Consider the following 2,704-nt stretch of genomic DNA (forward strand, 5'->3'; position numbering starts at 1 on the left):
GGGCTAAAACGAACACTCACTCGTCTTAAGTCACTTTGCAATAGAGCCAAGGCGCGATTGATTGAATCATTGATGTTAATCGCTTCATCCAAGTCGATATCCGTGCGCCCCAATTGTTTTACGGATCGCACAATGCCAACGGTATGTTTAGAAGCGATGCGTAAGTCATGGAGATCTCGCCCCATTTGCCAGAAACGTATCGCTTCTTCTGGTCTTTTTAGCCAATGTTCTGAAAGGAAGTTATTTGGAACGGCACGTGCAAGATCACGAGCAACCTCCTTGGTTAAACCGTAGTATTTTTCGAAGTGACGCCCCCGCTTTCTCGCTTCGCTAGAAGAGACTTTCTGCCCTTGCATTAAACCAAAATCAAAAAATTGACTCGCTTCCGGATGAACTTCTTCAAGCAGTTCCATGATAACTGTCTCTAGCCGTTCTGATTTACTGCTTACAACGCCTATCGCATTGTTCAACTCATGAGCAATACCCGCTGCAAGCTGCCCCAACGTTGTCATTTGCTCTGCGGTATGAAGCTTTTGTAGTGCTTTTTCTTTAGCCAATGCCTCTTGCATTGCGCGCCGTTGACGACGAGATAATTCGTTAACCATCACAGGCATAAATTGTGTCGTCAATGGTCCGTATGTCGCCTCTTCCACGGCAGGCGTATCACGCTGTATCCAAGCCAATTCAACATCTGTTTGAGCAATCACTGTCGAAGAGGCAGTCCACGTACCAGAAAAGAAACTATGTACGCCAATAAACGCACCTTGAGACGCAGAAAATACCTGAATCGGTTTCTTGTCATCTTCCGCGTAATAGCCCGCCAGTTCTCCCGACAGCACATAGTACAAGCGATCGTTGTAGCCAGCTTGCTCAATAAGCACCGACCCGGATAAAACCGTTAATCGGCGTTCAAGGTGATTAAAGTAGCGTTGTACTAACGCGTCTAACTTCGTTTCGTACATGGGTTATCCAATATGCCCAACAGTATGTAAAATCCACACCATCACAAAGCTGAGTAATACGCCAATCACGCCTAGCACGGCACCGATACGAGCCATTTGGCCGCTCTCGACATGCCCTGTTGCATGAGCTAACGCGTTTGGTGGCGTACTGATTGGTAACGACATACCGAGTGAAGCAGCAAATGTCACGACCAAGATCAGAGTAACTTCACCGCCGAGAGGCGTTAGCGAAGCCATAGAAGTACCCAGCGCAGCCATAATCGGCATCAGCAAGTTTGCGGTGGCTGTATGCGACATAAAGTTTGCCATTAACAAGCACAAGAAAGCCGCACCAAACAAGACAACATATGGCGAGAACTGATCAAACGGAATGCTGTGTACCACCAGCTTCGCAAGCCCGGTTTTATCTAGAGCAAGGCCCAGAGCAATACCGCCTGACACCAACCAAAGCACATCCCAAGAGATTTTCTTCAAGTCTTCTTTGTTGATGATGCCCGTCAATGAGAACACTGCGACCGGAATTAATGCTACTGTGTAAGAATTCATTCCATGTGCAGACCCCATCAACCAAAGAATAATCGTGCCGGCAAAGGTGACGTAAACCATTATTGCTTTGGGTGTTTTCAAAAACTTGCTTTTAATGTTCAGATCGATGGTGGTTTGTTCGGCTTTATATAAAAAGCCAATCAGAAACCAGGCTAACGCCATCATCACAATAACGAATGGCACACCAAATACCATCCATTCACCAAACGTAATTAAGTTGTCACCAACCAAATATTTTAGGGCGATGGCATTCGGTGGCGTGCCGATTGGAGTACCAATGCCACCAATGTTGGCTGCAACAGGAATACACAAGGCGAATGCAATTCGACCTGGGTCTTTAGGCCCGAAAACCGCTATCACAGGGGTTAAAATGGACAACATCATCGCTGTTGTTGCGGTGTTTGACATAAACATGGAAAAAACAGCGGTGATCAGCATCAACCCCAGCATAACGAACTTTGGTTTTTGTCCAAATGGTTTGAGTAACACTCGGGCTAAGTTGACATCTAACCTGTACTTTGTCGCCGCCATAGCCAAAAAGAAACCGCCGAGGAAGAGCATGATAATCGGACTAGCGAAGGTCGCCATTATCTCGTTGTATTGTAATAGCTCACCAAAATGTGGCTGCCCTTCTTGCAAACGAAAGAGCACAATACCTTTATTTGATACAAGCAATAGCTCTAGGACAATGATCACAACCGAAGTGGCGTAGATTGGAATTGGCTCGAATACCCAGCAAAGTGCGGCAAGCAAGAAGATTGCAATCACTCTTTGCTGGACGATAGTAATGCCATCAAATGGGAACGCAGAGAGAGGCATCAACCAAACAAGCAATGGTATCAATGTTGGAACAACGTATTTGAGATAAGGGCGCATAGTACTACTTCTCTTCCTGAGATGGTTAGCCAGACACATTTGGCGTTTGGAACGCTATTACCCGCCGCAAAACCAAAACTTTCAGACTGTTTTTAAGCCTTCAGAGACGAAATGCGGTAATGGCGTTCCAGAGAAGATTATGTACACTGTTTTCAAACAAAACGTTGGTGCGAGATCAATGAACTCGTTTTCACATTGGAAAACATTTTATATCTGTGTTCAAGCTCACTAAATGCTCACTATTTAAGTTAAATATACTTTTCCATCATAAAGTTAGTTAAGGTTTCTCCCCTAACCTCAACACGTTGTCGAGACTTAAC

At 45.3% G+C, this 2,704-nt stretch carries 2 protein-coding genes; both read right to left on the reverse strand.

The features are described from left to right. On the reverse strand, window positions 1–962 hold a 962-nt coding region (locus tag CAG68_RS10505; protein ID WP_161441119.1), incomplete at its 3' end, for a cyclic nucleotide-binding domain-containing protein. A 3-nt stretch (window positions 963–965) separates the two neighbouring features. Then, window positions 966–2,384, reverse strand: coding sequence for an SLC13 family permease (locus tag CAG68_RS10510; protein ID WP_017634015.1), 1,419 nt, complete (start codon window positions 2,382–2,384; stop codon window positions 966–968). Between the last annotated feature and the right edge of the window lie 320 nt (window positions 2,385–2,704).

It is taken from the genome of Vibrio sp. V42_P2S4T144, from assembly GCF_009904715.1.
Lineage (GTDB): Bacteria > Pseudomonadota > Gammaproteobacteria > Enterobacterales > Vibrionaceae > Vibrio > Vibrio alginolyticus.